Source organism: Pyxidicoccus sp. M15, assembly GCF_056858435.1.
In genome coordinates this window covers 3,731,327-3,754,612 of the sequence record NZ_CM166495.1, presented here as the reverse complement: position 1 = coordinate 3,754,612, position 23,286 = coordinate 3,731,327, and the positions used below count along the sequence as shown (strand labels likewise).

The 23,286-nt window shown below is 72.3% G+C and carries 17 protein-coding genes; 12 read left to right on the top strand and 5 right to left on the bottom strand.

The annotated features are described in order from the left end of the window. The first annotated feature begins 16 nt into the window (after nucleotides 1–16). The 8 genes from sppA (at nucleotide 17) to ACX9TP_RS14100 (ending at nucleotide 10,635) form a co-directional block, all read left to right on the top strand. Nucleotides 17–2,494 carry a signal peptide peptidase SppA gene (gene sppA / locus ACX9TP_RS14135; RefSeq protein WP_482980248.1) on the top strand — a complete coding sequence of 826 codons (2,478 nt, stop codon included), beginning with the start codon at nucleotides 17–19 and terminating at the stop codon, nucleotides 2,492–2,494. 244 nt (nucleotides 2,495–2,738) lie between these two features. Beyond that, nucleotides 2,739–4,313 carry a transcription termination factor Rho gene (rho, locus tag ACX9TP_RS14130; RefSeq protein ID WP_482980247.1) on the top strand — a complete coding sequence of 525 codons (1,575 nt, stop codon included), beginning with the start codon at nucleotides 2,739–2,741 and terminating at the stop codon, nucleotides 4,311–4,313. A 52-nt stretch (nucleotides 4,314–4,365) separates the two neighbouring features. After that, nucleotides 4,366–4,635, top strand: a complete 270-nt coding sequence (locus ACX9TP_RS14125; protein ID WP_482980246.1) for a hypothetical protein — start codon at nucleotides 4,366–4,368, stop codon at nucleotides 4,633–4,635. A gap of 3 nt (nucleotides 4,636–4,638) precedes the next feature. Continuing rightward, nucleotides 4,639–6,531, top strand: a complete 1,893-nt coding sequence (locus ACX9TP_RS14120; protein WP_482980245.1) for a DUF4129 domain-containing protein — start codon at nucleotides 4,639–4,641, stop codon at nucleotides 6,529–6,531. After that, nucleotides 6,524–7,804: a DUF4350 domain-containing protein gene (locus ACX9TP_RS14115; RefSeq protein ID WP_482980244.1), complete on the top strand. Its 1,281-nt coding sequence runs from the start codon at nucleotides 6,524–6,526 to the stop codon at nucleotides 7,802–7,804. The genes ACX9TP_RS14120 and ACX9TP_RS14115 overlap by 8 nt, the downstream gene beginning before the upstream one ends. Beyond that, on the top strand, nucleotides 7,801–8,799 hold the full coding sequence (locus ACX9TP_RS14110) for an AAA family ATPase (protein WP_482980243.1): 999 nt from the start codon (nucleotides 7,801–7,803) through the stop codon (nucleotides 8,797–8,799). The genes ACX9TP_RS14115 and ACX9TP_RS14110 overlap by 4 nt, the downstream gene beginning before the upstream one ends. Continuing rightward, on the top strand, nucleotides 8,796–10,103 hold the full coding sequence (locus ACX9TP_RS14105) for a DUF58 domain-containing protein (protein ID WP_482980242.1): 1,308 nt from the start codon (nucleotides 8,796–8,798) through the stop codon (nucleotides 10,101–10,103). The genes ACX9TP_RS14110 and ACX9TP_RS14105 overlap by 4 nt, the downstream gene beginning before the upstream one ends. Nucleotides 10,104–10,113: 10 nt before the next feature. Next, nucleotides 10,114–10,635 carry a GNAT family N-acetyltransferase gene (locus ACX9TP_RS14100; RefSeq protein ID WP_482980241.1) on the top strand — a complete coding sequence of 174 codons (522 nt, stop codon included), beginning with the start codon at nucleotides 10,114–10,116 and terminating at the stop codon, nucleotides 10,633–10,635. Nucleotides 10,636–10,644: 9 nt separating this feature from the next. On the opposite strand, the gene ACX9TP_RS14095 is transcribed toward ACX9TP_RS14100, so the two are convergent. Then, on the bottom strand, nucleotides 10,645–11,106 hold the full coding sequence (locus tag ACX9TP_RS14095; protein WP_482980240.1) for an inorganic diphosphatase: 462 nt from the start codon (nucleotides 11,104–11,106) through the stop codon (nucleotides 10,645–10,647). Between the two features lie 12 nt (nucleotides 11,107–11,118). After that, on the bottom strand, nucleotides 11,119–12,141 hold the full coding sequence (locus ACX9TP_RS14090) for a stage II sporulation protein M (RefSeq protein ID WP_482980239.1): 1,023 nt from the start codon (nucleotides 12,139–12,141) through the stop codon (nucleotides 11,119–11,121). Between the two features lie 85 nt (nucleotides 12,142–12,226). On the opposite strand from ACX9TP_RS14090, the gene ACX9TP_RS14085 reads away from it, so the two are divergent. Further along, a complete protein-coding gene (locus ACX9TP_RS14085) occupies nucleotides 12,227–13,759 on the top strand; it encodes a tetratricopeptide repeat protein (RefSeq protein ID WP_482980238.1) in 1,533 nt (510 codons plus the stop codon). Between the two features lie 70 nt (nucleotides 13,760–13,829). Here the strand turns inward: ACX9TP_RS14085 and ACX9TP_RS14080 are convergent, their stop codons facing one another. Further along, entirely contained in the window at nucleotides 13,830–15,428 is a 1,599-nt protein-coding gene (locus ACX9TP_RS14080) for a bifunctional metallophosphatase/5'-nucleotidase (protein ID WP_482980237.1), read from the bottom strand. Between the two features lie 15 nt (nucleotides 15,429–15,443). On the opposite strand from ACX9TP_RS14080, the gene ACX9TP_RS14075 reads away from it, so the two are divergent. Further along, on the top strand, nucleotides 15,444–17,471 hold the full coding sequence (locus ACX9TP_RS14075) for a hypothetical protein (protein WP_482980236.1): 2,028 nt from the start codon (nucleotides 15,444–15,446) through the stop codon (nucleotides 17,469–17,471). Between the two features lie 12 nt (nucleotides 17,472–17,483). Here the strand turns inward: ACX9TP_RS14075 and ACX9TP_RS14070 are convergent, their stop codons facing one another. Next, nucleotides 17,484–20,633, bottom strand: a complete 3,150-nt coding sequence (locus ACX9TP_RS14070) for a cyclic nucleotide-binding domain-containing protein (RefSeq protein ID WP_482980235.1) — start codon at nucleotides 20,631–20,633, stop codon at nucleotides 17,484–17,486. A gap of 184 nt (nucleotides 20,634–20,817) precedes the next feature. Here ACX9TP_RS14070 and ACX9TP_RS14065 point away from each other — a divergent pair, with 184 nt between their 5' ends. Beyond that, nucleotides 20,818–21,645, top strand: a complete 828-nt coding sequence (locus ACX9TP_RS14065) for an RDD family protein (protein ID WP_482980234.1) — start codon at nucleotides 20,818–20,820, stop codon at nucleotides 21,643–21,645. Here the strand turns inward: ACX9TP_RS14065 and ACX9TP_RS14060 are convergent. Beyond that, on the bottom strand, nucleotides 21,587–22,105 hold the full coding sequence (locus tag ACX9TP_RS14060; protein ID WP_482980233.1) for an outer membrane beta-barrel protein: 519 nt from the start codon (nucleotides 22,103–22,105) through the stop codon (nucleotides 21,587–21,589). The genes ACX9TP_RS14065 and ACX9TP_RS14060 overlap by 59 nt on opposite strands. 100 nt (nucleotides 22,106–22,205) lie before the next feature. On the opposite strand from ACX9TP_RS14060, the gene ACX9TP_RS14055 reads away from it, so the two are divergent. Next, nucleotides 22,206–23,267: a tetratricopeptide repeat protein gene (locus ACX9TP_RS14055; RefSeq protein ID WP_482980232.1), complete on the top strand. Its 1,062-nt coding sequence runs from the start codon at nucleotides 22,206–22,208 to the stop codon at nucleotides 23,265–23,267. Nucleotides 23,268–23,286 lie beyond the last annotated feature (19 nt).

Sequence of the window (23,286 nt, the reverse complement as noted above, 5' to 3'; positions counted from 1 at the left end):
TAGAGTCCCGGGGCGTATGCGCCTGCTCGCCCTCCTGCTGCTCCCCTCCCTCGCGGCCGCCCAGACGGGCGCCATCGACAGCGCCCCCCTCCCCTCCCGGGGCGTGACGCTGCCGCCCACCGGCGCGGCGCTGGTGGACGAGGCCACCGCCCTCTCCCTCAACCCGGCGGGCCTCGGCTTCGTCGGGGGCAGCCAGCTGTTCTACCTGCACGAGCGCAACCTCGTCCGGGACGGCGTGGGCGACGGCGTCTTCCTGGCCTCGCGCTTCCTGGGGCTGGGCGCGGGCCTCTCCATGGAGTGGGTGCGCGGCCGCGCGGAGCCGGACTACCGCAAGACGTCGCTGGGCCTGTCCGTGGGCACGCGCACGCTGCAGCTGGGCGGCTCGTGGCACACCTTCAGCTCGGACGACGGCGACCTCGATGATTTGTCCGGCTTCGACCTGGGCCTCACCGCGCGGCCGGCGCGCGCGCTGTCGCTGGCGGCGGTGGTGAAGGACCTCAACGCCCCCGAGGAGGGCCGCTTCGAGGTGAAGCGCCAGTACAACCTGGGCCTGGGGGTGCGGCCGCTGGACGAGCGCTACACCCTGGGCGTGGACTGGCTCTTCTCCGAGGGGGCCTTCCGGCAGGGGCAGGCCACGTACACGCTGAACGCGGAGGTGATTCCGGGCCTGCGCCTGGGCGCGGGCGTGTCCCACGGCTTCGTCAGCGGCGTGCCGCTGGCGCTCCAGGTGGCGGCCACGGTGGACACGTCCGGCATCGGTCTCACGTATGCGGCGGGCGGCACGGAGGACGGGACGGACCACGTGGTGGCGCTGCGCCTGTCCAGCGAGAGCTACCGCTCGCTGCGTCCGCCCGGCGGCGTGGTGGCCATGCTGGACCTCAACGACGAGCTGGCCGGCGGCACCAACCCGCTGCTCGCGATGCTGGGGGCGAGCGGCACGGACCCCTACCTGAAGCTGACGCGGTGGCTGGACCTGGCGGCGAAGGACGAGCGGCTGACGGGCGTGGTGCTGAAGATGGAGGGGCTGCCCGGCGTCAACTGGGGCAAGGCGGAGGAGCTGCGCCAGGCGGTGCTGCGGCTGCGCGCGTCGGGCAAGCGGGTGATGGCGGTGCTGCTGTCGGCGGACGACGAGGGGTACTTCGTGGCCTCGGCGGCGGACCGCGTCTACGCGGTGCCGGAGGCGATGCTGCCCATCAACGGGCTGGTGGCGCACCTGAACACCGTCGGCGGGACGTTCCAGAAGCTGGGCGTGCACTGGGACGTGGCGCGCGTGGGCAAGTACAAGTCGGCCACGGAGCAGATTGCCAACACGGAGCCCAGCGACGCGTGGCGCGAGACGGTGAACGCGTACCTGGACACGCAGACGGCCTGGTACGAGAAGGGCGTGGCGGAGTCGCGCAAGCAGCCGCCCGGGCGGCTCAAGGAGCTGTGGGCCACGGGGCTCGCCACGGCGAAGAAGGCCCACGAGCTGGGCTTCCTCGACGGCGTCATCCTCCCCACCGAGCTGGACGCGAAGGTGAAGGAGCTGGTGCCGGGCGGCCGCTTCAGCACCACCTACGCGCCCAGGGACGAGCGCGAGGGCCGCTGGGGCCAGCGGCGCCGCATCGCCGTGGTGCCGGTGCTGGGCACCATCTCCGGAGGCCGCAGCCGCGAGGACCCGCTGGGCTTCAGCCAGATTGCCGGCGCGGAGACCGTGATTCGCGCGCTGGAGCGCGCGCAGGCGGATGCGTCCGTGGCGGCCATCGTCGTGCGCGTGGACTCGGGCGGCGGGGACGTGCTGGCCTCGCACCTGATGTACCAGGCGGTGGTGGAGGCGGCGAAGCACAAGCCCGTCATCGCCTCCATGGGCGACGTCGCCGGCTCGGGCGGCTACTACGCGGCCATGGGCGCCCACGAGGTGCTCGCCCTCGCCCCCACCATCACCGGCAGCATCGGCGTCTACTACGTCAAGCCCGCCTTCCAGGGGCTGCTGGGCGGAGTGCTCGGCGTCAGCCAGGAGAGCATCACCCGCGCGCCGCTCGCGGACATGTTCGACACGTGGAGGCCGTGGACGCCGGAGGAGCAGACGGCGGCACAGGCGTGGGTGGATGCCTCGTACGACATCTTCATCACCGAGGTGGCCCTGCGGCGGAAGCTGGACAAGGCGAAGGTGGACGAGCTGGCGCGGGGCCGCGTGTGGAGCGGGCAGGACGCGCTGGCGCGCGGACTGGTGGACCGGCTGGGCGGCCTGCCCGAGGCGGTGGAGTCCGCGCGCAAGCGGGCCGGTGTGCCCGTGGACGAGGACCTGGACGTGGTCGTCATGGGCGAGGCGCGGGGCTTCTTCTCCGGGCTGGGCGGGGAGCCGGGCGTGCGCGCGGCGCTCGCCCTCCTGCCCGAGCCGCCTCCGGCCATTCCCGAGCCCCTCCGGATGCTGGCGCGCTCCGCGGGGCTCGACCTGGAGCTGCTCCAGCCGGGGATGAAGGCGATGATGCCCTTCACCCTCACGGTGGAGTGAGGTCGGCCGCAGAACACCGGAGTGGAATGGGGGTGAAAAAAGCGGCGGCGCCGCCCCCGGCCTCTGTTAGTGTTACCCATGCACCCCGGACGGCCTCGGGCCGCCAGGGTGCTTCAGGGACCGGCGGTTCGGCCTGCTCGTCTCAAGGCCCCGCGTCCGGCTCCCTGTCCCACAGCCTGAGTCACCCTGCGTCTCCGCCTCCTCCGGGATGGCCAGCATGGGACGCGCGCCGTCTGGAAACCCCATGAGCGAAAACCCCGATAACAGCGACCCCCGAGATGCCTCCCCGATGCCCGTGGCCGCCCGCCCGGCACCCCCGCCCGAAGCGGATGACGACGGCGGCGACGACGGGGACGACGAGGGTCCCGACGACGGCGATGCCGCGGGCGCGGGTGGCCCGTCCCAGGGAGGCGCCCCCGGGCAGCCCGGCCAGGCAGGCGGCCGCCGCCGCCGCCGTCGCCGCCGCCGTCGTGGCGCGCAGGTCCTCTTCACCCCGGACGGCCAGGCCTACCGGATGCAGCCCGGCGCGGACGGGCAGCAGGTCCAGGTCTTCCTGACGCCGCAGGAACTGGAGCAGTACCGCCAGCGCCAGGCGCAGCAGCAGCAACAGCAGCAGGGCCAGGGCGGCCCGCAGGCCCAGCAGCAGCAGCAACACCAGCACCACCACCCGCAGCGGCAGCAGCACGGCGGCGGTCAGCAGCGCGAGGCCGCGCAGCAGCCCAACCTGGCGCCGGTGGAAGGCGTGCTGGACACGGAGGCCAAGGGCCCCAACGCCTTCTTGCGGCAGCTCAAGCGCAACCTGCTGGCGGCGCCGGACGACCCGGAGCTGCCGAAGAACCTGGTGCAGAAGCTGAAGCTGCGCAACGGCCAGTACCTCACGGCCTTCGCGCAGATGCGCGGCAACAAGGGCATCATCCAGAAGGTGGACACCGTGGACGGCCGGCCGCTGGAAGGCGCGCCCAGGCTGCCGCACTTCGCGGACCTGACGTCGGTGGACCCCACCGAGCGGCTCAAGCTGGAGAACGGCCACAAGGAGCTGGTGACGCGGGTGCTGGACCTGATTGCCCCCATCGGCAAGGGCCAGCGCGCGCTCATCGTCGCCCCGCCGAAGACGGGTAAGACCATCATGCTCCAGCGCATCGCCCAGGCGGTGCTCTCCAACCACCCCGAGTGTCACGTGATGGTGGTGCTCATCGACGAGCGTCCCGAGGAAGTCACGGACATGCGTCGGAGCATCAAGGCCGAGGTGCTGGCGTCCAGCTCGGACCGGCCCACGGTGGACCACCTCAAGGTGGCGGAGCTGGCGCTGGAGCGCGCCCGCCGGCTGGTGGAGAACGGCAAGGACGTGGTCATCCTGCTCGACTCGATTACCCGCCTGGCGCGCGCCTTCAACAAGGAGATCGACAACTCCGGCCGCACCATGTCCGGCGGCGTGGACAGCCGCGCGCTGGAGCGCCCCAAGCGCATCTTCGGCGCCGCGCGTGCGACGGAGGAGGCCGGCTCGCTGACCATCATCGGCACCGCCCTCATCGACACCGGCAGCCGCATGGACGAGGTCATCTTCGAGGAGTTCAAGGGCACCGGTAACTCGGAAGTCACCCTGGACCGCCTGCTCGCGGAGAAGCGCGTCTTCCCGGCCGTCAACATCGCCCAGTCCGGCACGCGCAAGGAGGAGAAGCTCTTCACCCTGCGCGAGTACGAGAAGGTGAAGAAGCTGCGGCAGATGCTCCACTCGGTGAAGCCGGTGGAGGCCATGGAGGCGCTCGTCAAGCGGCTGTCGCGCTACACGTACAACGACGAGTTCCTCGACGAGCTCTAGTCGTCCTCTCAGGGGGTGGTGTGGCGGGCCCGGGTTTGCGTAAGGTGGCGGCATGATTCAGGGCTCGGGCCGCTGCCACTACCACCCGGAGCGCGCCGGCCTCGGCGTCTGCGTGGAGTGCCGGCGCGTCATCTGCCGGGAATGCACCACGCAGTTCGAGGGCATCAACCGCTGCGCGAGCTGCCTGGAGAAGCGCCTCAAGGCGCTGGAAGGCCCGGGCGAGCGGCGCGAGTGGACCGCGGGCAACGTGGTGCTGGGACTGGTGGGGGTGGCGCTCGTCTGGGGCGCCATCCTGCTGGTGGCCCAGGCGGTGGCGAGCTAACGCATGGCCGTTTCGGCACTCGAGCTGCGCCCCCGAGGCGCGGTGGCCTTGATGGACGCCGCGCTGCGGCTGTGCGCGCGCAACACGGGCGTCTGGGCCCTCACCCTGCCCGGCGGCGCGGCCGTCGTCGCCGCGGTGCTGTACCTGGCCGAGGCGGTGCGCATGGGCCGGCCGCTCGCCCTGCCCTCGCTGGCGCTCACCCTGGCGTGGTTCCTGCGCGGCCTGTGCCAGGGCGCGGCCTGCCACTACACGCAGGAGGTGCTGCTGGGCACGAAGGCCGAGCCCTCCGCGTGGGCCTCGATGCGCGCCGCGCTGGGCCGCGCGCCCGGCCTGTTCATCGCCGTGGCGTACCTCTTCGTCTTCAACACCCTGGTGATGACGCTGACTTTGGGCATCGGCTTCTTCGTGCTGGCCGCGCAGAGCGTGGGCTACGCGACGATGATGCAGGGCAGGGGCAGCCCGCTGAAGCTGTACGGCCTGTGCTCGCGGCTGCTCGGCCCGGCGCGCGGCACCGCCGTGGTGGTGCGCATCCTCATGGGCGTGCAGCTGCTCGCCTTCTTCAACCTGCACATCGCCGCCAACTTCGCGCTGTTCCTCGGCCGCAAGCTGGTGGGCATCGACCTGACGTTCGCCGAGCGCTTCGCCTCGCTGGACACGCCGCCGTGGCTGCTGTTCCTGGCGGCCACGACGTTCGCCCTCTTCGAGCCGGTGCGCGCCGCCGCGGCCACGCTGCTGCTGGTGGACGGGCGCGTGCGGCAGGAGGGGTTGGACCTGCTCGCCGCCGTGCAGCAACTCCCCGCGAGGAACACGGGCCGGGCCCTGGGCCCCCGGAGCGCGGCGGTGCTGGCGGCGGTGCTCGGCGCGGGGCTGTTGCTGACGGGAAGCCCGGCCTGGGCGGAGACGGCTCCCGAGCGCCCCGTCACCTCCGCCCGTGACGCCGTGACGCGGCTGGGCGCCGTGGCCGAGGCCTGCGAGGCCAGCGGCCCCGCGGAGGACGCGCGCTTCGAGTCGCTGGGCGCGCTGGGCCCCGCCGAGACGGGCAAGCTGGAGCGGCTGGTGCGCACCGTGGAGCGCCAGGCCTGGGACGAGGAGGACTGCGACACCGCCATGGCCTCGCTGGAGCGGGGGCTCGCGCAGGCCTCCGGGACGCTCGAAGCCCAGACGCGCGCGGATGCGCGGGTGGCCTCGGCGCGGGCGAAGGACATCCTCGCGCGGCCGGAGTTCGCGGTGGCGCCGCCGAAGGCGGAGAAGGACGCCGCCGAGGAAGCGGTGCCCCCGGAAGCGCCGGGCTGGTGGCGGCGGTTCATCGACTGGCTGGGGGAGTTCCTCAAGAAGCTCTTCGAGCGGGAGCCGGCGCCGCCGCCGAGGCAGGCCTCGCAGCTGGTCAGCGGCGCCACCGTGGCCAACGTGCTCGTCGTGGTGCTGGTGGCGGTGACGGTGGTGGTGCTGGCCGGGCTGCTCATCATGTTCCTGAACAAGGGGAAGAAGCACGCGGACGGGGCCGGGCTGGAGGTGTCCACGGTGGACGCCGCGGCGCTGGCGGGTGACCCGGCGCATGCGCTGTCCCGTCCGCCCGAGGGCTGGGCGCACCTGGCCGACGAACTGGCCGCCCGGGGCGAGTACCGCGAGGCGGTGCGCAGCCTCTACCTGGCGCTGCTGTCCCGGCTGCACCGCGACGGGGCCATCCTCTACGACGTGACGCTGAGCAACTGGGACTACCTGCGCCAGTTCCGGGGCCGCTCGGAGTGGAAGCCGCCCTTCCGCGAGCTGACGCGCCGCTTCGACTTCGCCTGGTACGGCAACGTGCCGGTGGGCGCGGAGGGCTACCGCGAGTTCCGCGCCCTCACCCAGCCGCTGCTGGCCGCGCCCGCGCCGACGGAGGCCGCCGGTGCGTGACCGCTTCCCGCTGATGGTGGTGGGTGGCCTCGTGCTCACCGTCGTGCTCGGCGCCTTCCTCGTGAAGAGCGCCCAGCGCGGCGAGTTCGCCGACACGCTGTCCACCTTCCGCGCCCAGGAGGACGGCGCGCGCGCCCTCTTCCTGCTCGCCCAGGAGAGCGGCCTGCCCGTGGTCCGCCGCATGTCGGACCTGCGCGTCGTCACCGGGCCGCTGACGCCCGTGCTGCTGGCGGTGGAGGTGGAGGGCGCCTACGAGGAGGACCCGGACCAGACGCGGCTCGCCGCCGAGCCCGACGCCGGCCTCGCCGACGAGGACGTCCCCCGCACCGGCTTCAACGCCTTCCGCGCCGCCGCGCTGGACGACACCGAGTACGAGAAGCTGCTGGAGCACGTGAAGGAGGGCGGCACGCTGGTGTACGTGCCCTGGGGCTCGCGGGAGAACCCGCTGCTGGACGCGCTGTCGGTGAAGCTCACCAAGGCGGACACGACGCTGCCCATGCGCACGCTGGTGCCGCCGCTGCCCACGCCGTACACGCTGGGCGTGGAGCGCGTGGAGGCGAAGGTGCAGGCCTACCTGACGCTGCCGGAGGGCGCGGTGCCGGTGCTGGAGGACGACCGGCTGGGCCAGGTGGTGGCCGCGGTGGTGCCGCACGGCCAGGGCCGGGTGCTGGTGGTGGGCGCGCCGGAACTGGCCATGAACCGGGCCCTGGCGCGCGCGGACAACGCGCAGTTCTGGCTGAGCGCGCTGGCGGGCCTGGGCCCCGGCCCCTACGAGTTCGACGAGTTCCACCACGGCTTCACCAACGAGCGCTCGGTGGTGGACTTCGCGCGGCGCTACGGCCTGCACTTCGCGGTGGTGCAATTGCTGCTCGGCGTGGCGCTGTGGTCCGTGTCCCTGCGCCGCTTCGGCCGGCCGCACCCGCCGCCCGAGGCCGCCCGCGTGGGCGCCACCGACGCCCTCTTCGCCATGGGCCGGCTGTACCGCGAGGGCCGACACCACGGCTTCGCTGCCGGCCTCATCGCCAGGGGACTCACCCAGGAATTGGCCCTGCATGCGGGCCTGCCCGCGCACTCGCCCGCCGCCTCGGTGGCGCAGGGGCTGCGCGAGCGCGGCCGTGATGATCTGGCCAAGGGACTCCAGGCCGTGGCCGCCGAGGCGGACACGGTGGGCAGCGACGCCGACCTCCAGCAGCTCGCGGCCCATGCGGCCAGGCTGCGTCAACGACTCCACACCGCCGGCACGGGCCGGCGCAGCACTCCCGGAACGACATGAACGTCACCGATACCGCCCCCACCCTCGCCTCCAACGGCGCCGCCGTGCAGGCCGCCCACGCCATCCGCGAGGGCGTGCTGTACGAGGTGCGCAAGGCCGTGGTCGGCCAGGACGAGGCGCTCGAGCTGATGCTGTGCGGCCTCATCGCCGGCGGCCACGTGCTGCTGGAGGGCGTGCCCGGCGTGGCGAAGACGCTGATGGCCAAGGCGCTGTCGCGCAGCATCGGCGCGGACTTCAAGCGCATCCAGTTCACCCCGGACCTGATGCCCGCGGACATCCTGGGCACCAGCGTCTTCGACCTGAAGTCCCAGTCCTTCGTGCTGGTGAAGGGCCCCATCTTCACGGACCTGCTGCTGGCGGACGAAATCAACCGCGCCCCCGCCAAGACGCAGTCCGCGCTGCTGGAGGCCATGCAGGAGCGCGGCGTGTCGCTGGAGGGCCGCAACCTGGTGCTCTCGCCCCTCTTCACGGTGTTCGCCACGCAGAACCCGGTGGAGTCCGAGGGCACGTACCCGCTGCCCGAGGCGCAGCTGGACCGCTTCCTGCTGAAGATTGAGGTGGGCTACCCGGCGCCGGAGGAGGAGGACGCGATTCTGGCCGCGGTGCACCGCGGCTTCGACTCGGGCGACCTCACGCGCGCGGGCGTCAACGCGGCGGTGGCGAAGGACGGCCTGCTGGCGGCGCGGGCGGCGCTCAACGAGGTGACGGTGGAGCCGCCGGTGCTCGCGTACGTCCGCAAGCTGGTGGCGGCCACGCGCACGTCCAGCCGCATCCGCCTGGGAGCGGGCCCGCGCGCGGGCGTGCACCTGCTGCTGGCGTCCAAGGCGCTGGCGGCGCTGCGGGGGCGCGGCTTCGTCACGCCGGACGACGTGCGCTTCCTGGCCGGCCCGGTGCTGAAGCACCGCCTGCTGCTGTCGCCGGACGCGGAGCTGGACGGGGCCACGCCCTCGGACGTGCTGCGCGAGGTGGTGCAGGGGGTGGAGGTCCCGCGTTGATTCCCACCCCGCGCCTCTGGGTGCTGCTGGCGCTGCTGGCGCTGCCGATGATGGCCGCGGGGTTCTTTCCCGGCCTCGGCGGCGCCGTGCTGGTGCTGGACGCGCTGGCGCTGGTGCTGGCCGGAGTGGACCTGCTCGCCGCGCGGCGGGTGCGGCTGGAGGTGCGCCGCGTGCTGCCGCAGCGGCTCAACGTCGGCGTGCCCAACAAGGTGGAGCTGCGGCTGGTGCACCGGGGCGCGGGCACGGTGGACGCGCGCGTGAAGGACGACGTGCCGGAGTCCTTCACCGCCACGCCCGACGAGGCACCGCTCGCCCTGCCGCCGGACAGCGAGGCGCGCTGGGTGTACCGGGTGACGCCCGCGAAGCGCGGCCGCTTCGAGTTCGGCGACGTGCACGTGCGGGTGCGAGGGCCGCTGGGGCTCGTCTTCCACGAGAGGGCGTATCCCTCCGCGACGTCCATCTCCGTGTATCCGGACCTGCGCGGGGCCAGCCGGCTGCTGCTGTCCGGCGCGGCGCTGGACCTGGTGAATCTGGGCCTGCGCAAGCTCCGGCGGGACGGGCGTGGCAGCGAGTTCGCCCGGCTGCGTGACTACGCGCAGGGCGACAGCGTGCGGGACGTGGACTGGAAGGCCACCGCGCGGCGCGGCCGGCCGGTGACGCGCGTGCTGGAGTCGGAGCGCTCGCAGTCCATCCTCATCTGCGTGGACGCGGGCCGCTCCATGGCGGCGCACGTGGATGGCCTCACCAAGCTGGACCATGCCGTCAATGCGGCCCTCTTCCTCGCCTTCGTGGCGGTGCGCAATGGGGACAGGGTGGGGCTGGCCGTCTTCGCGGACGGGGTGAAGGCGTACCTGCCGCCGGCGGCCGGGCGCGGGCAGTACCGGAAGATGGTGGACGCGCTCTACTCCACGACGCCGAGCCTCACGTACGTGGACTACCTGGCCCTCTTCAAGGAGCTGAACGTCCGCCTCACGCGCCGCAGCCTGCTGTGCGTCTTCACGGACTTCCTCGACGAGGAGCAGGCCTCCACCATGGTGGCTCCGCTGCACCGGCTGGCGCGGCGGCACGTGCCCCTCTGCCTGTCGGTGAAGGACACCGCGCTGCAGAAGCTCTTGCGCACGCCGCCGCCGGGGCCGGAGGAGGCGTTCCAGCAGGCGGTGGCCTCGGAGCTGCTCACGGACCGCGAGGTACTGAAGGCCCGGGTGAGCCAGGGCGGCGTGCAGATGATGGACGTACAGCCGGATGAATTGAGCCTCGCGGCCGTCAACCGCTACCTGGACATCAAGGCGCGCGGAGTGCTGTAGCGACCACGACATGGCCCCGCTCTTCCAGGCCGCCGACCTCACCGCCGAGCATGTGGCCGACGCGGACGTCGACGTGTTCCAGCCGCTGCTGGAGCGCTGCGAGGACTTCTACCAGCGCTGCTACGGAAGGCCCGCGCGGCCCGATGAGGCGAAGCAGATGCCCGGGGAGCGCCCTCCGGGGCTGGGCCCGGAGCGGGGGCACCTCGTGGCGCTGCGGGACGCGGGCGGCGCGCTGGTGGGCATCCTCGAGTCCGTGAGCGACTTCCCCTCACCGGGGGAGTGGTACCTGGGACTGATGCTGCTGGCGCCGGAGGTGCGCGGACACGGGCGCGGCGAGGCCGTCATCCGCGCGTATGAGGACTGGCTGCGAGGCCGGGGCGTCCAACTGCTGCGGCTCGGGGTGGCCGAGCCCAACCCCGCGGCCCTGCGCTTCTGGACGCGCATGGGCTTCCGCGAGGAGAAGTGGGTGGGGCCGCTGGAGCAGGGCCTGCTCACGTACCGCGTGCTGCGGATGTCGAAGCCGCTGACGTAACCCGCCCCTTCAGCGGGCCCCGGTGTCTCCGGCCCCGGCACCGAGCGTCGGCAGCCAGCCCACGAAGCGCGTGTCCGGCACGTTGCCGCGCACCCGGTGCAGGCCGCGCTTGAAGAAGGCGTAGATGCGGAAGAAGTGCTCCAGCCCGGCGCGCTCGAAGGCGCTCAAGGGGCGGGCGCTGCACACCACCTTCGGGTCGCCCTTCCCCTCGTCGATGAAGCCGAGCACCGCCACCACGGGCACGCGCACCCGCTGCCCGCGTGGAAGCCGCGCCCCCATCACCACCGCGTCGAGCGGGTCCCCATCATCGGACATCAGGCCGGGGATGCTGCCGTAGTTGTACGGGCACGGCAGCGGCGACACGAAGTCCACCGTCCCGTCCGCGCGCCGCTTCACGAAGGAGAAGCGCGGGCACTCGATGAGGACCTCCGGCTCGGGCGGCAGCGGAGGCAGGGCGAGGCGGTCAGTCACGCGGGCGGTGTATCACGGCGTCGCGACGGGCTCGCGGGCGCCGTCCTCGGTGCCCGCCTTCCCGCCCCGCAGCCAGTCCGACAGGAGGTACGCGTACACGCCCGCGCCCACGGTGAGCGCGAAGGACACCTTGAAGGCCACCGACAGCTTCGGCGGGTGGATTTGGGAAATCGTCCCCTCGATGAAGCCCGCCAGCACGAACAGCGCGAGCGTGCCGAACAGCAGCTTCACCGCCGTCACCGCCTCCTGGCGCAGCGCCTGTCCCCGGCGCAGGCCGCGCGGCGCCACCATCCCGCGCGCAATCACCAGGCCCGCCGCGCCCGCGATGCAGATGGCCGTTATCTCCGGGATGCCATGCGGAAGAATCCACGCCCAGAACCAGCCCGCCATGCCCTTCGCCGTGTACACCTGCGCCAGCGCGCCCAGGAACAGGCCGTTGCTGAAGAGCATCACCGCCGTGCCCAGCCCCATCGTGATTCCCAGCGCGAAGGCCAGGAAGGCCACCTGGATGTTGTGGGTGAAGAGGAAGGTGGTGAACTGGGCCTGCTGCCCCGCCGTCATCCCCTCCCCCGCCGCCTCGTCCGCGGCGCGCTTCACCGGGTCCAGGTCCAGGTGCTCGGCGGGCACCAGGTAGTGCGCGGCGTCCGGGTCCACCAGCATCCCCAGGTAGCCGAAGCCCGTGCCCGCCAGCAGCAGCAGCGCGGAGGCGACGTACATGCGCCACTCCCGGCGCATCAGCGCGGGGAAGCCCCGCGCCACGAAGCCCCACACGTCCGCGAAGCGCGGGCGGCGCCCCGGGTACGTCAGCGCGTAGGCCCGCCCCACCAGGTCGTTGAGATAGGCGCTCACGTCCGCCGAGCCGCTGCGCGCACGCACCCACAGCAAGTCACTGGAGACGGCCCGGTACAGCTTGCCCAGCGAGCGGGCCTCCTCCAGGCTCAGCCCGCGAAGGCCGTGGGACTCGGACCTGTCCAGCAGCGCCTCGAGCTGCTCCCAGCGCGGCCGGCGCGATTCGATGAACTCCGCCATCTCCATGGCTGGACACTCTAGCCCAGGCGTCGGGGCCCCTCCCTGCCCTCGCGGCGCGGGTTGTGGGAAAACTCGGGGCATGACGTGTCGGATGTCGGTCCCTGTCCTGGGCCTGGTGCTGACCCTGCTCTCGGGGTGCACCACCTTGCGTGCCGTGTGCCCCGCCGAGGGCGGGCGCCCCTGGGTCGAGGTGCGCAGCCCCCACTTCAGCGTCCGCACCCACCTGGACGCGGAGACCGCGCAGGAGGCCACGCGGGAGCTGGAATTGCTCCGGCAGGGCCTGCTCCAGGCCTGGGCCGGCACCTTCGACCCGCCGGGCACGGTGGAGGTCATCGTCCTCGCCAACCACACCACGCTGGAGGAGTTCACCAACGTCCGCATCGAGGGCTTCTCCGCCACCACCTCGGACGGCCCGGTGCTGGTGCTGGCCGGCAACGCGTACGCCCTCAGCGAAGCCCCCGCCGACGTGGGCACCCAGGCCCACGAGCTGACGCACTACCTCTCCGAGTTCGCCCTGGTGCGCCAGCCGCGCTGGCTGTCCGAGGGGCTCGCCGCCTACCTGGAGTCCATCATCCTGCGCCCGGAGCGAAACGAGGTCATCCTCGGGGGCCTGCACTCCGCCTTCCTCAACCACGTGCAGCGCAGCGGCTGGCGCACACTGGACGAGCTGTGGGAGTGGGACGGAAAGGGCCTGCTCGGCACCGCCGAGTCGCGCAACTACTACGCGTCCTCCTGGCTGTGGGTGCACTTCTTCATCAGCCGGCACCCCGCGCGCTTCGACGAATTCCAGACGCGGCTCATGAGCGGCGAGGAGCCCCGCCACGCCTGGGAGGAGTCCTTCCGCGGCGAGAAGGACCTCGCCGGGCAGCTGCACGCCTATGTCCACGGCGGCCGCCACGTCACCTACCCCACCGTCACCGCCCCGCTGCCGCCGGTGAAGAGTCCCCTCCAGATGCGCGCGCTGGAGCCCGCGGAGGTGCACGCCATCCGCGCCCAGCTCTTCCTCATGACGCCCGGCGCGGCGTCCCCGGAGGAGCGCCTCCATCGCGCGGAGCAGGAGATGGCGCAGGCCCTGAAGGAGGACCCGGGCAACGTCGCCGCCACCCTGCTGCGCATCCGCTCCACGGTGGACCCGTCCCGCCGGCTGGAGCTCGCGCGGCAACTGGTGGAGCGGCACCCGGACAGCGGGCAGGCCTGGGACGCGCTGGCCCAGGCGCTGGACGCGGCGGGCAACACCTCCGAGGAGCAGGAGGCCGCGCGGCTGCGCGCCGTGGAGCTGCTGCCCGACAGCGTGAGCGCGCAGAACGGACTGGCGGGCTTCTACGCGCGCACGTCGCAGCCGGAGAAGGGCCTGACGGCGGCCCGGCGCGCCGTGGCGCTGTCGCCCGGCAACGCGGCGGTGCTCGACACCTGGTCGACGATTCTCTTCCAGCTCGGCCGCTGCCCGGAGGCCCTCTCCGCGCAGCAGCTCGCGGCGGACATGCTCCACGAGAGCACCCCGGAGCGGCTGCGGCGCACGGTGCACGACACCCTGGCCCGCTACGAGGCCGTGTGCGGCGCGGCCTCGGCCACCCCGACGGCGGCGCCCGGCGTCCCGACGGCGCCGGGCCCCTCGGGGCTCTGAAACGGCGAAGCGCCGGGGGACTCATGCGAGTCCCTCCGGCGCCTCGGGTGAAGCGAAGGAAGCGGGCGGCCTACTTGACCAGCTTCTCCAGCGGCTTCTTCTCGCTGGACTCCTTGCCCTTCGTCCAGTCCACCACCGGCGTCTGCCAGGCCATGCCCGTCTCGGTGGGCTCGGGGGCGAACTTCTCGAACTCGAAGCCGTCACCGCCGAAGTAGAGGTACTCGATGGTGGCCACCGAGTACTCCTTCTTCGGGTCCAGCGCCTTGCCCTTGGCGTCCTTGAACTTGCCCTTCCCGGCGGAGGTGAAGCCGGCGATGAGCGCGTTGGGGTTGGCCAGCTGCTTCGCCAGGTCCTCGCCCTTGAGCTTCACCACCAGGAGGGTGTTCTCGAAGGGCATCACCGTGTAGATGCTGCCGCGGGTAATCGCGCCGGCCGGAAGGTCGCCGCGGATGCCGCCCTTGTTGAGGATGGCGCCGTCCGTGGTGAGCACCTCGCGCACCGCGCCCCCCACCCACTTCGCCATCTGCGGCGAGTTCTGGGGGATGCCCGCCTTGGTGAAGCCAATCTGCTGGCCCAGCACCTCGTCGAGCTGCGCCTTCCACTTGGTGATGAGCTGCGCCGTCTCGGTGTCCGGGGTGCCGCCCGCCACGTCGACGAGCTTCGTGTCCATGGCCGTCACCTTCTCGCCCGCCGGCTTCGACGGGTCGAACTTCAGGTGCGCGCGCAGGTACTTGTTGAAGCCGCGGTCCAGCGACACGAAGGTGGTGTTGCCCTCCTTGGTGTCCACCGGCTGCGGGCAGCGGCCACCGGCCACCAGCGCCAGCTTCCAGTCGGCGTGCTTGGCGACGACGGGCTGCAGCTCGGTGACGCAGGTGTCGGCGACCACCACCACCACGTCCGCGCCGGCCTTGCGGGCCTCGGGGACGGCGACGCTGAGCGCGTCCTCGTAGCCCGTCACCTCCAGGCCCTCCGCGCGGCCGGACATGGCCGTGCGCACCGTCTTCTCCGAGGCCAGGCCCACCACGCCAATCTTGAGGCCGCGGCGCTCGAACACCTGGAACGCGGGCAGGGACAGGTCGCCCGCGAGCGCGGGGTCTTTCACCTTGAGGTTGGCGGCGAGGAACGGGAAGCCACCCGCGGCGCGGTTCTTGAGGAAGGCCTCCTTGCCGAAGGCCAGCTCGTGGTTGCCCATGGCGGAGGCCGCGTAGCCCATGCGGCCCATGACCTCGGCGGTGGGCGTGCCCAGGAAGAAGGAGGAGATGGCCGGGCCGTTCCAGTGGTCACCGGTGGCGAGCGCCAGCGTGCCGGAGTCGGGGCAGGAGGCCTGGCCCTCCTTCACGGGGCCTGGGCAGTGCTTCTCCTCGGCCACCCAGCGGCCGAGCAGCTCCGCCGCGCCGCCCTTGCCCTCGACGGGCTGCAATTGGCCGAAGGCGCCGCCCGTAACCAGCAGCGTGACTTCATGGGGAACGGCGGGAGCCGCGGGGGCCTGGGCCGCCGCGGGCGGCTCCGCCGGCGCGGGCGGAGGCGTGGGGTTGCTCTTCTCGCAGCCGGCGAGGGCGCCAAGCGCGAGGACCAGCACGCCGGACAGCCGCGGCTGGCGGAGGAAACTCGGACGGAAGGCAGGAGGGGTCGGTCTCACAACCGGCGCCTTTAGCACAACTCGGCGCATGCTACGGTGGAACGCGTGTCGGACCACAAGGGTCAACAGGGCCCGCCTTCACCGGAAGACCCGGGGAATAACCCCGAGGCCCCGGAAATCAACGGCCAGGGTGAAGCGCTGAGCCGGAAGCTCTGGGAAGAGGTGCGAGGGGGTGTGGAGCACTTCCACCTCCAGGGGCGTCCGCGTCCCAAGGGGCCGCTGCGGCAGTTCTTCTACGGAATGAGCCTGCCGTTCCACCTGGCCCGGGCGCTGCTGAAGGACCCGCCTGCGCGGCGGACGTACCTGCGCGTGGGGCTGCTGCAGACGGTGGCGGCGCTGGCGCTGGCGGTGACCTGCATCGTCCCCGGCAAGCAGGCCGCGGAGAACGCGAGCCGGCAGGAGACCCGCGAGGAGGCCGAGGCCCAGGCGAAGGCCGTCCGGAAGGTGGCCGCGGAGCTGGCGGACCGGCATCTGCGGGAGGCCGACGCCAAGGCCGCCAGGCGCATCCTCGAAGGAGGCGGCCCGGCGTCGCGGCAGCGGAACAGGGATTCCCGCCGGGAGGACGCCGCTGCCCGCGAGCAGGTCCCGGAAGCGTCCGCTTCCGGACGAACCGATGCGCGGGCCGCACCCACGCTCCAGGACGCGGAGGGCGACGCGGGTTCATCCCCCTCTTCGAGCAGGACCGCCGCGGCCGCGGCCACCGAAGGCGCGGACGCGAACGAGAAGGCTTCCCAGGACGCCGAGGACGGCCTTGCCCGGCAGGCCACTGCCGGGGACGCGACTGGCGCCGGAAACCAGAAGGCAGAGGACGGCCCTGGCCGGCAAGCCGCTGCCGGGAACGCGCCCGGCACCGGAAACCAGAAGACAGAGGACGGCCCTGCCCGGCAGGCCACTGCCGGGGACGCGCCCGGCACCGGAAGCCAGAAGGCAGAGGACGGCCCTGCCCGGCAGGCCACTGCCGGGGATGCGCCCGATGCGGGCACCCAGCGGCCCCGCTCGCGCGAGGAGCGCCGGGCCGAGGCGCAGGAGCGCCTCCAGCAGCGGGTCCGGGACGTCGAAGCAGCGGCGCAGGGGCGCGATGCCGGCACCTCCCTCGTCGGGGCCATCACCGCCCTGGCGCTCGAGGCGGCGCGCACGTCGGAGACCGAAGCGGACGAAGCCTCCTCCGCCGGTGACGAGGACGAAGAAGAAGCCACCGACGAAGAAGCCACCGACGCGAGCCAGGCCGAGCCCGAATCCGGGGACGGCGACACGGTCGTGGCCGCCCAGGGAAGCCTGCCCCCGAAGGGCGAAGGGGCCCCACGGGGCCGCATCCGCGTGAAGGTCGACGGCGAGGACTCCTGGTGGTCGGTGCGAGGCCTCTCCCTCTGGGACCTGGCCTTCTGGGCGGCACTGTTCGCGGCGCTGAACCTGACCCAGTGGGTGGTCATCGCGCTGTCGCGGGACTACCACGACGTCATCTCCCGCGACGCCAGCCTCCTCACCGGCGTGAAGCCGGAGGACGACGAGATTACGCCGCGCGTGCGCCTCGACGTGCAGTGGCTCCGCAAGAAGGTGCGGCGGCGCTGGCGGGCGGCGCTGCTGTTCGCGGTGGGCGTGCCGGCCCTGTGGGTGCTCACGGTGCCCTTCCTGTGCTTCAGCACCACCGTCTTCACCGTGCTCAGCACGGCCTGGGGCGCGTGGTGGCTGGTGGTGTTCACCGCCGCCAAGAGCGAGCACGCCTGGGTGCCCAACGCGGAGGCTCGCGCCCCCTGGTTCCTGCGCGCCTGGACCTGGCTCACCACGCGGGTGCCCGGGCTGCGCTGGGGCATGCTCCAGCGCTACGGCGCGTTCTGGACGCGCAGGACACAGGAGGTGTTCGCCCCGGTGTCGACGGTGGAGCGCCACCCCTGGGCCTTCGCGGGGCTGGCGCTGGTGCGCTTCGTCTGCGCCCTCCCGCCGCTGAAGTTCTTCTGCCGGCCGCTCATCCCCGTCGCCTCGGCGCACCTGCTCGCGGAGGAAGCCGCCGCGCGCGCCGCGGCCGTCCCTCCCCCGCCCAGCCCCACGATTCCAGCGGGCGAGACGGGCGCCTGACGGGGACGGCCGTCACCGCTCGTCGCGCCTGCGCTCCTCCTCCTCCTCGCCGGAGGACATGATGACCTCGTTGCGCCCGGAGGGCTCCGGGGCCGGGCCGGTGGGCAGCGGCGGCACCTCCAGCGGCTGCGGGCCGGTCAGCTCCAGGCGCTGGCCCGCCTCGCGCGAGTCGGGCAGACCCATGAGCTTCTGGAGCTGCAGGCCCACCGCCCGGAAGAAGCCGGTGAGCAGCTCCGGACGGTCCGCGAGCAGGTCGAGGAAGTCGCGCCGGTCGATGATGAGCAAGCGCGTGTCCACCGCGGCCACCATGTCCGTGGGGCGGGGCGCGCCGTCCAGGAGGCTGATTTCGCCGAAGGCCTGCTTGCCCTGGAAGCGCAGCACGTGCTCGCCGTCGTGGAAGGCATCCACCGCGCCCTCGACGATGACGTAGAGCGCGTCGCCCGGGTCGCCCTGCGCGTAGATGCGCTCACCGGCCTTGAAGGAGGCCTCGCGGGCCACGGCGGCGATGGCCGCCAGGTCATCCACGTCACTCTGGGAGAAGACGCTCACGCCCTCCAGCGCGAACATCCGTTGGACAGTGCGGTCGCTCAAGTCACCCTCCTGCGGGAGCACGTTCAGCCCGTTCACCCGCGCCACGTGGCGGGCGCACGCGCGCAGCACCACGTCCTCGCTCTGCACCAGCGCGGCCAGCCGCCGCCACAGGCGGCCGGGCGCCCCCGGGGGCAGCTCGCGGTGGTGGGCCTCCACCTGCTCCGTCACCAGCTCCCGGTCCTCTTCTGAGACCAGGTTCTCCAGCAGCTCCAGCGCCAGCGCCCGGCGCCGCGCGTCCTGCCCCACCAGGTTGTAGTGGATGCCGCGCATCACCTGCGACGGGTGCAGGAGGCCCAGCAGGAAGAAGGACAGCTCCAGCGCCTGGTCCAGCCGGTCTCCCACCGCGCGGGTGAGCAGCGAGCCGTCCCCCAGCGCCGCGCGCACGTCGCGGAAGGCGCCCACCAGCGCGCGGTACACGTCCCGCCGCCGTCCCAGGGCCTCGCGCACGCGCTCCGCGTCCACCGGGTGCTCGGGGTGCTCGTCGCGCAGGCGCGTCAGCTGCGCGCCGATGCGGAAGTGCAGTGACGCGTCGTCCTTCACGTTGGAGAACAGCAGCGCGTCCAGCGCCGCGGGCGTGCCGATGCCGCGCAGCACGCGGGGCAGCTGCAGCCGCATGGCCAGGGGCGCGCCCTTGTTGTTGAGCTGCTCCTCCACCAGCGGCGTCACCGCGTCGCCGAGCGCCACCAGCGCCTCGCGCGCCGTCTTGCGCTCCTCGCGCCAGGTGAGGAAGGGCAACAGGCGCGGGGCCAATTCCACGTAGCCGCCCTCGCCCACCGCGGCCAGCGCCACGCGCCGCACCGTGGGGTCCGTGTCCTCCAGGTAGCGCGCCAGCGCCCCGGCGAAGCGCGTGTCCTGGAGCCGGCCCAACAGCCGCGCCACCTCGCGCCGCTCGGGCTCCTGCGCGGCGTCGCCCCGGGCCAGCAACTCCTGGAGCGAGGACAGCGCCACCGAGTTCCCCGTGGACTTGAGCAGCGCGCCAATGGCCGCGCAGCGCAGCCCGATGTCCGGGTGGTTGAGCAGCGCGGGCAGCAGCCGCTCCGCGCGCTCCGGCGACAGGCGCGCCAGCGCCCACACGGCCTGGTCCCTGGGACGCCGGGGCCCCTCTTCCACCAGTCGCTCCAGCACGGGCGCCAATTCGTGCGCCTCCAGCGTCAGCGCCAGGGACACGCCTCGCTCCAGCACGCGCTCGTTCGGGTGGCGCAGGAGCGCGGCCAGGTGCGGCCGCAGCGGCACCTCCGCCTGCTCCATCATGTCCACCGCGCGCAGCACCCGCTCCGGCGAGGGCGCCGCCAGCGCCTCGGCCAGCAGCCGCTGCTCCTCCTCCCCCTCCAGCTCCACCTCCTCCTCTTCGGGCGCGCCCACCTGCTCGCCCAGCGCCGCTACGTACGCGGGCTTGAGGCGCACCAGCAGCACGCCCAGCGCGGCGCACATGCCCACCACCGCCACCGCCATGGTGTCGCCCGTGGCGCCGCGTCCCGCGCCGATGAGCAGCAGGCCCGCCAGCACCACGCCGCCCTTGCGCAGCAGGCCCTCCACCATCGCGCGCAGTCCCTCGCGCTGGTCGTCCGGCACCGCCGCGTACAGGAGCTGGATGCCCACCGGGAGGATGGAGTAGCTCACCGCCGTCTCCACCAGCCGCAGCAGGTGCACCGGCCACATCACCGGCGTGACGAGCGCCGCGCCCGCCAGGGGCGCCAGCACCAGCGGCACCATCGCCACGTAGCGCAGCAGGCCCAGCCGCTTCAGCAGCCGCTGCGCCACGAGCAGCTGGAAGGCCACGCAGAACAGGCCAATCCACAGCTGCAGCGAGCCGAAGAGCTCCGCGAGGGCGTCCTCGCTCATGGTGCCTTCCAGCCGCAGCCGGAAGAAGTAGTCCACGAAGGAGGACAGCACCGCGAAGGCGATGCCCAGCGCCGCCAGCACCTGCGCGTAGGGGCTCTCCGCCAGGTAGCTCCACCCCATCCACGACGCGGCGGCGGGCCGGCTGCTCGGCGGAGGCGCCGGGGCGCCCTTGTAGAGGTGATGAAAAATCGCGCCCGCGGCCAGCAGGCTCAGCGCGCCGCTCACCACCATGGCCGGCGTGCCCAGCCGGACGGCGAAGCCCTGCACCAGCAGTCCGCCGGCGATGCCTCCGCCCATGGCGAAGCCGTTGAGGAAGGTGAAGGCCCGCCGCGCCTCGCGCGCGTCGAACGCCGACGCCATCCGCCCCCAGAAGCGGAAGGACACGAACGTGGAGAAGGTGTCCGCGAAGAGGTACAGCGCCAGCGCCGGCATCCGCTGCCCCGCCGACAGCGCGCCCGCCAGCCCCAGCGCCACCACGCCGCCCAGCCCCGTCAGCACGCTGGGCGACTCCAGCGGCGAGCCCCGGCGGCCCCGGGGCAGCACCGTCAGCGCCGCCGTCATCAGCGCGCCCAGCAGGTACAGGTACGGCAGCGCCTGCGACTCGAAGCGCGACAGCACGAGCGCGTTCGCCGTCGTCTTCAGCTGCGTCACCCCGGCGATGAGCGCGAACTGGAAGGCGGCCGCCGGCCACAGTCGGCGGTTCCAGGATGAGGAGTCGGAGGCGGCCACGGTGAAAGAGCGCCGGAGATTAACCCAGGCCCAGGACAACCACGAATAACCCCGCGAGCCCCCGGCCTCCCGCCTGCCAGGCGGCCGGCGCCGCCCACGCTCCGTCACACCCCTGCTCCACTTCCGCCACCGCCGGTGGAATCCACGGGCGCCCGCCCGCCTCCCGAGGGGCTAGACTGGCCACGTGACGACCGCCTCCGACACGCTGCTGGACGGCACCCACACGGTGCTCACCCCCGAGTACGTGGAGTTCCGCTTCACGCTCGCGGGCCTCTACTCACGCTTCCTGGCGTGGCTGGTGGATGGGCTCATCGTCGCCGCGCTCACCGTGAGCATCATGCTCGCGCTCAGCGTGGTGATGATGGCCTTCCCCGGCTTCGGAAGCGCGCTCCTGGCCGTCGTCTTCTTCCTCGTGGAGTGGGGCTACTCCATCTTCCTGGAGACGGTGTGGAGCGGCCGCACGGTGGGAAAGCGGGTGCTCTCCCTGCGCGTCATCCAGGAGAGCGGCGTGCGCATCGGCTTCTACCACGCGGCGCTGCGCAACCTGACGCGACCGGTGGACCGGCTCCCCCTCTTCTACCTGGTGGGTGGGGTGACGGCGCTCGTCTCCGGCTCCCACCAGCGGCTGGGGGATTTGCTGGCCGGCACCATCGTCGTGCGGGAGCGCCGCCTCAAGGTGCCGTCCGCCCTGGGCGCCAGCGGCGAGGAGGGCCTGCTGGCGGACCCGCTCTTCGTGTCGCGGGTGAAGCGGCTGTCCACCGAGGAGCGGGAGCTGGTGCTGTCCGCCGCCCTGCGCCGCGAGGAATTGCGGCTGGAGGCGCGGCTGCGGCTGTTCTCCGCCCTGGGGGCCCGGCTGCAGGACGCGCTGGCCATGGAGAAGCCGGCCCACCTCTCCGACGAGAAGTGGACCCTGCTGGTGGCCGCCGCCCTGCTGCCGTCCAACGAGGGCGCGTCTAGAAGTAGGCCGCCGCGCCGGCCGACAGCGTCAGCGACGTCTGCGTCTTCTCGTTGAGCGCGATGTAGAAGTTGTACTGGCCGCGCAGTCCCACGCTCACCGAGTCCGACACGAAGAAGTCGATGCCCACGTTGGGGCCGATGCCCACGAAGTTGCTGACGCTCTCCTTGAAGATGATGAGGTAGCTCACGTCCGTGCCGAGGTACGGGCGGATGGACTCCTCGGAGAACAGGTAGCGCAGGCCCAGCGAGGGGGCGAGCCCCACCACCCGCTTCTCGTCCGGGTCCGTGGTGTCCTTGGGGAAGGCAATCTTCGACAGGGAGACCACCTCGAAGCCGTTCTCGATGTAGAGGCTGGCGTCGACGCCCAGGAAGAACGCGTCGTCCAGGCCTTTGGTCTTGTTGAAGTCCATGTACCCCAGCGACAGGCCCAGGCTGCGGTTGGCGAACTGGGCATGCGCGGGAGCGGCCCCGAGGAGGGCCAGGGCGAATCCGAGGGAGCAGAGCAGGGTACGCATGGGCCGCCACTCTAACGGCGCAACCTGCGGAAAACAGCCCGGATTCGGCCCCTCCGGGGCGTTGATTCGGACGCGGCCGCTCTCCTACACTCGGCGGGCCATGCGTCTGAGCCGACTCGTTACCGCGTTGTCCCTGGTCTCCACCCTCCCCCTCGCCGCCTGCGTCAGCACCCCGGCGCCCCACGAGCGCGCCCTCATCAACAATGAGCTGTGCGTGCAGGAGATCAACAAGGGGGACCTGGTCCGCGCGGACGTCTACTGCGACCTCGGCCTGGAGTTCTCTCCCCAGTACGCCGACCTGTGGGCGAACAAGGGCATCATCGCCATGGGCAACGGCCGGAAGGACGAGGCCAAGAAGCACTTCATCAAGGCCCTGCGCTTCAACCAGGAGCACCTCCAGGCGTACCAGAACCTCGGCATCATCTACCTGGAGGAAGGCGCGTACGGGAAGGCGCACGACAACTTCCGCCGGGCCCTGAAGGTGAACCCGGACAACCTCGAGACGCGCTACAACCTCTCCCTCACCCTGATGAAGATGAAGAAGATGGAGGAGGCGAAGAAGGAGCTGCGCACGCTGCTCGCGGTGAACCCCGGCCTGTCGGACGCGCACCACACCCTGGGTGTCATCGCCTACGCGGAGAACGAGTTCGACGAGGCGGTGGACCACATCTCCCAGTCGGTCCAGCTCACCCCGGACGCCCCCCAGAAGTGGCATGACCTGGGCACCGCCCTGATGGAGGTCAGCCGCTTCCCCGAGGCGCGCGAGGCCTTCGCCAACTGCGCCCAGCTGGACCCGCAGAACAGCAGCTGCATCAACAACCTGTCGCTGGCCCAGCGCAAGGCGGCCCTCACCGACGCCGCCTTCAAGGAGCTGAAGGACACCCAGCAGGCGGAGAACTCCGCCCCCGCCCTCTACATGCTCGCCCGCCAGTACCGCGAGAAGGGCCTGCTCGCCGAGGAGGAGTCCACGTACCGCAAGTGCGTGAAGCTCGACGCGAAGTTCGCCCCCTGCCACTTCGGCCTCTTCCAGCTCTTCTCCGACGCGCGCAAGCAGGAGCATGCCCAGGTGGCATGCAAGAACTTCTTGAAGTATGGGACGTCCGAGGAATTCCCTACCGAGTACCAGACGTGCGAGAAGTTCATCAGCGACGCCACCTTCTGAACTCCTGCATCCCTCCGTA

Bases quoted from the DNA above. Each gene is read 5' to 3' on its own strand.
- ACX9TP_RS14055 (WP_482980232.1), top strand. From the start codon at position 22,206: ATGCGTCTGAGCCGACTCGTTACCGCGTTGTCCCTGGTCTCCACCCTC.
- ACX9TP_RS14090 (WP_482980239.1), bottom strand. From the start codon at position 12,141: ATGGAGATGGCGGAGTTCATCGAATCGCGCCGGCCGCGCTGGGAGCAG.
- ACX9TP_RS14100 (WP_482980241.1), top strand. From the start codon at position 10,114: ATGGCCCCGCTCTTCCAGGCCGCCGACCTCACCGCCGAGCATGTGGCC.
- ACX9TP_RS14085 (WP_482980238.1), top strand. From the start codon at position 12,227: ATGTCGGTCCCTGTCCTGGGCCTGGTGCTGACCCTGCTCTCGGGGTGC.
- ACX9TP_RS14125 (WP_482980246.1), top strand. From the start codon at position 4,366: ATGATTCAGGGCTCGGGCCGCTGCCACTACCACCCGGAGCGCGCCGGC.
- ACX9TP_RS14120 (WP_482980245.1), top strand. From the start codon at position 4,639: ATGGCCGTTTCGGCACTCGAGCTGCGCCCCCGAGGCGCGGTGGCCTTG.
- ACX9TP_RS14080 (WP_482980237.1), bottom strand. From the start codon at position 15,428: ATGCGCCGAGTTGTGCTAAAGGCGCCGGTTGTGAGACCGACCCCTCCT.
- rho (WP_482980247.1), top strand. From the start codon at position 2,739: ATGAGCGAAAACCCCGATAACAGCGACCCCCGAGATGCCTCCCCGATG.
- ACX9TP_RS14060 (WP_482980233.1), bottom strand. From the start codon at position 22,105: ATGCGTACCCTGCTCTGCTCCCTCGGATTCGCCCTGGCCCTCCTCGGG.
- ACX9TP_RS14110 (WP_482980243.1), top strand. From the start codon at position 7,801: ATGAACGTCACCGATACCGCCCCCACCCTCGCCTCCAACGGCGCCGCC.
- sppA (WP_482980248.1), top strand. From the start codon at position 17: ATGCGCCTGCTCGCCCTCCTGCTGCTCCCCTCCCTCGCGGCCGCCCAG.